Below are 4,877 nucleotides of genomic sequence, written 5' to 3' on the forward strand. Positions count from 1 at the left end.
GGCCGCACCTCCCGTACGGAAGGTGCGGCCCCGACGTCGTGCGGGCGCTGCTGGTGGTCAGGCCTTGTCGTCGGCCTTCTTCGTGGTCTTGGGCTCGGCAGGCGAACCCGGGCCCGAGACGGTCGAGGCCGGCTCCGTGGACTCGGCCTCGTCGTTCTCGGTCTCGCTCGACGCGACGGGGGTCGACGCGACGGGGGTCGACGCGACGGCGACGGGTGCCTTCTCGTCGTCGTCCTCGTCCTCGTCGTCGTTCTCGTCGTCCTCGTCGAGGTCCTCGAGCTCCTCGGCCTCGCCAGAGGCGAACGCGCGGTAGAAGAGGGCGGCGAGGGCGGCACCGACGAGCGGCGCGAGCCAGAACAGCCAGAGCTGGCGGCCCGAGCCGTCGCTGCCCCAGTCGTTGGCGAAGATCGCGGCCGCGGTCGAGCGGGCCGGGTTCATGCCGGCGTTGGTGATGAACCACGACACCAGGGTCAGGGCGGCGATGGCGCTACCGACGGCGACGGGGGCGTAGCCGAAGGTGCGGCGCGGGTCGTTGGCGCCGAGGTAGACGCCCACCAGCACGGCGGAGATGATGACCTCGACGAGCAGTGCGGGCAGCCAGTCGAACTGCGCGCCACCCTGCGTCTGCAGGTAGAGCGGCGAGTGCGTCGAGAAGCCGTTCACCGCCGAGTCGAAGACGTCGGAGGTGCTCTGCTTGCCGAGCAGCTCGACGAGCGGCTGGGGGAGCGTCGCGAAGAGCACGGCACCCGCCAGGACGGCGCCGACGAGCTGCGCGCCCCAGTAGCTGAGCATGCTGCCGACCGAGATGCGTCCGCCGAGCCAGACGCCCAGCGAGATAGCCGGGTTGAAGTGCGCGCCGGACACCCGACCGACGGCTGCGGCACCCGCGATGTAGGCAAAGGCGCCACCGAGTGCGATGCCGAGCCCACCGACGGTGTTCAGCGGGCTGTAGACGAGCACACCCACGATCACGAGCGTCAGCAGGAACGTGCCGAAGGTCTCGGCGAGCAGGCGGGAGAGCAGGCTCGAAGACCGCTCTTCGACCTCGGAGACGCCGCGGGTCGCGGCGAGGTCCTGGGACATGAAGTCAGATCCTTTCAGTGGCGCACCATTCGGTGCGCGTCATGGCGGCATGCGTGCGATGTCGCGCACATCCTGCCATTACCTGGCTGAGCAAAACCTGGATGGACGCAGGTATTTTCTTCACCGTACTCCCGCCGCGCTCGACCGCATTCTCTGCGCCGGGTCGGCGGCAGTCGTGGAGCGAGGTCGGCCGATGTCGCGTGGGGGCTGGGCGAGGTGGGTCGGTCGATGCAAGAGTGGTGCCATGACTGAACCCGTGAACGTCACCGTCACCGGAGCCGCTGGCCAGATCGGGTACGCGCTGCTCTTCCGCATAGCCGCGGGCGAGATGCTCGGCGCGGACACGCCAGTACGGCTCCGCCTCCTCGAGATCCCGCAGGCCCTCGCCGCCGCCGAAGGCACCGCGATGGAGCTCGACGACTGCGCCTTTCCCACTCTGGCCGGCGTCGAGATCTTCGACGACCCGGTCAAGGCCTTCGACGGCGTCAATGTGGCGCTCCTCGTCGGTGCCCGCCCGCGCGGCGCCGGCATGGAGCGCGCCGACCTCCTGGAGGCCAACGGCGGCATCTTCGGCCCGCAGGGCCGCGCCATCAACGACGGCGCCGCCGCCGACGTCCGGGTGCTCGTGGTCGGCAACCCTGCCAACACCAACGCGCTCATCGCGGCGTCGAACGCGCCGGACGTGCCGGCCACCCGGTTCACCGCGATGACCCGCCTGGACCACAACCGTGCGCTCTCGCAGGTCGCTGCCAAGTCGGGGACCGCCGTCGCGGACATCAAGAAGCTCACGATCTGGGGCAACCACTCCGCCTCGCAGTACCCCGACCTGTTCCACGCCGAGGTCGGTGGCCGTCCCGGTGCCGAGATCGCGGCGGACAAGGCCTGGCTCACCGACGACTTCATCCCGACCGTGGCCAAGCGCGGGGCGGCGATCATCAAGGCGCGCGGGGCCTCCTCGGCGGCATCGGCCGCGAGCGCGGCGATCGCGCACGTGCGCGACTGGACGCTCGGTACGCCCGAGGGCGACTGGACGTCGGCCGGGCTGTGGTCGTCGGGCGAGTACGGCGTCCCGGAGGGGCTCGTCTCCTCCTTCCCCGTGACGTCGGACGGCAGCGGCGAGTGGAAGATCGTCGAGGGCCTGGAGATCGACGAGTTCTCCCGCGGCCGGATCGACGCGAGCGTCGCCGAGCTGTCGGAGGAGCGCGACGCCGTCCGCACCCTTGGTCTGATCTGACCCGAACCCGAGGTACTCGTTGGTCGAGCCCGGCGGCCGAGCCCGTTGGTCGAGCCCGGCGGCCGAGCCCGTTGGTCGAGCTTGTCGAGACCCCTCTCGTCGGGGCCCAGAGGTAGGTCTCGACAAGCTCGACCAGCGCGAGCTCCGACGCCGAGGGGACCGTCCGGCGTGAGGTGCGTCTCGCGATTCTGGAGGGTGCGGCACCCTCAGGTATCTTGATATCGAGAGATCGGCACATTTCCAACACCCGGGGAGTCAGCCACACCCATGTCCAAGATCATCTATACCCACACGGACGAGGCCCCGCTTCTTGCGACCTACTCGTTCCTGCCGATCGTCTCGGCGTACGCCGCCAAGGCCGGTGTGGACGTCGAGACCCGCGACATCTCGCTCGCCGGCCGCATCATCGCCCAGTTCCCGGAGCGTCTCACCGAGGAGCAGCGGCAGCCCGACGCGCTCGCCGAGCTGGGCGAGCTGGCGCACGACCCGTCCGCCAACATCATCAAGCTGCCCAACATCTCGGCGTCGCTGCCGCAGCTGAAGGCCGCCATCGCGGAGCTGCGGAGCCTCGGCTATGACCTCCCGGACTTCCCGGAGAACGCCCGGACCGACGCCGAGAAGGACGCGCGCGAGCGGTACAGCCGGGTCATGGGTTCCGCCGTGAACCCGGTGCTGCGCCAGGGCAACTCCGACCGCCGGGCACCGGCGTCGGTCAAGAACTACGCGAAGGCGCACCCGCACCGCATGGGCGCGTGGTCGCCGGAGTCGAAGACGGCGGTCGCGACGATGGGCCACGACGACTTCTTCTCCAACGAGAAGTCCGTGGTCATGGCGGCCGACGACACGCTGCGCATCGAGCACGTCGCCGCTGACGGCACCGTCACCGTGCTCAAGGAGTCGCTGCCCGTCCTCGCCGGCGAGGTGGTGGACGGTACGTTCCTCGACGGCGCTGCTCTGGACGCGTTCCTCGTGGAGTCGATCGAGCGGGCCAAGGCCGAGGGCGTGCTGTTCTCCGTGCACCTCAAGGCCACGATGATGAAGGTCTCCGACCCGATCATCTTCGGCCACGTCGTGCGGGCCTTCTTCAAGCCCGTCTTCGAGAAGTACGGCCAGGACCTGGCGGCGGCCGGGCTGTCCGCGAACGACGGTCTCGGCGGCATCTTCGCCGGGCTCGAGTCCCTGCCGAACGGCACCGAGATCCGCGCCGCGTTCGACGCCGCGCTGGCCGACGGCCCGAAGATGGCCATGGTGAACTCCGACAAGGGCATCACCAACCTGCACGTGCCGTCCGACGTCATCGTCGACGCGTCGATGCCCGCCATGATCCGCATCGGCGGCCACATGTGGGGACCGGAGGGCGAAGAGGACGACACCCTCGCGGTGATCCCGGACTCGTCCTATGCCGGGATCTACCAGACCGTCATCGACGACTGCCGTACCAACGGCGCCCTCGACCCGGCCACGATGGGCTCCGTCCCGAACGTGGGCCTCATGGCGCAGGCCGCCGAGGAGTACGGCTCGCACGACAAGACGTTCGAGATCTCGGTCGACGGCACCGTGCGGATCCTGAACGGCGCCGGCGACGTCGTCATGGAGCACGCGGTCCGGGCCGGCGACATCTGGCGCGCCTGCCAGACCAAGGACGCCCCCATCCGCGACTGGATCAAGCTGGCCGTCACCCGCGCCCGGGCCTCCGCCACCCCCGCGGTGTTCTGGCTGAACTCGCGCCGCGAGCACGACGCCAACCTGATCAAGAAGATCGAGCAGTACCTGCCGGAGCACGACACCGAGGGCCTCGAGATCCTCATCATGGACCCGGCGGAGGCGACCGCGTACTCGCTGGCCCGCATCCGTCAGGGGCTGGACACCATCTCGGTGACCGGCAACGTGCTGCGCGACTACAACACCGACCTGTTCCCGATCCTCGAGGTCGGCACGTCGGCCAAGATGCTGTCGATCGTGCCGCTGATGAACGGCGGCGGCCTGTTCGAGACGGGCGCCGGCGGCTCCGCGCCGAAGCACGTGCAGCAGCTCGTCGAGGAGGACTACCTCCGCTGGGACTCGCTCGGTGAGTTCTTCGCGCTGGCCGCGTCCTTCGAGCACCTCGCGACCAGCGAGGGCAACGCGCGCGCCCAGGTCCTCGCCGACACGCTCGACCGGGCCACCGGGACGTTCCTCGCCGAGGACCGGTCGCCGGGCCGCAAGCTCGGCACGATCGACAACCGCGGCTCGCACTTCTACCTCGCCCTGTACTGGGCCCGCGAGCTGGCCACGCAGTCCGACGACGCGGAGCTGGCCGCCACCTTCAAGCCGCTCGCCGAGGCGCTGACCACGGGTGAGCAGGCGATCATGGACGAGCTGCTCGCGGTCCAGGGCAAGCCCGCCGAGATCGGCGGGTACTACCGTCCGGACGACGCGAAGGCGGCCGCGGTGATGCGCCCGAGCACGACGTTCAACGAGGCGCTCGCGTCCCTCTGACCCTGCCGCACCCGTTGGGGGGGGGGGGGGTGGGGCGGGCCCCGGGGGGCGACCAAGCCCCAAAAGGCGGGGGGGGGGGGTG

At 70.1% G+C, this 4,877-nt stretch carries 3 protein-coding genes; 2 read left to right on the top strand and 1 reads right to left on the bottom strand.

Translation table 11 applies throughout. The annotated features are described in order from the left end of the window. Window positions 1–57: 57 nt before the first annotated feature. Entirely contained in the window at window positions 58–1,083 is a 1,026-nt protein-coding gene (locus AB0F40_RS27205; protein WP_357475398.1) for an aquaporin, read from the bottom strand. Window positions 1,084–1,327: 244 nt separating this feature from the next. On the opposite strand from AB0F40_RS27205, the gene AB0F40_RS27210 reads away from it, so the two are divergent. Together AB0F40_RS27210 and AB0F40_RS27215 are read left to right on the top strand one after the other, a co-directional pair. Beyond that, window positions 1,328–2,317: a malate dehydrogenase gene (locus AB0F40_RS27210; RefSeq protein ID WP_357475400.1), complete on the top strand. Its 990-nt coding sequence runs from the start codon at window positions 1,328–1,330 to the stop codon at window positions 2,315–2,317. Window positions 2,318–2,584: 267 nt separating this feature from the next. Next, window positions 2,585–4,795, top strand: coding sequence for an NADP-dependent isocitrate dehydrogenase (locus AB0F40_RS27215; protein WP_357475402.1), 2,211 nt, complete (start codon window positions 2,585–2,587; stop codon window positions 4,793–4,795). Window positions 4,796–4,877 lie beyond the last annotated feature (82 nt).

The organism is Promicromonospora sp. NPDC023987 (assembly GCF_040639055.1).
Lineage (GTDB): Bacteria > Actinomycetota > Actinomycetes > Actinomycetales > Cellulomonadaceae > Promicromonospora.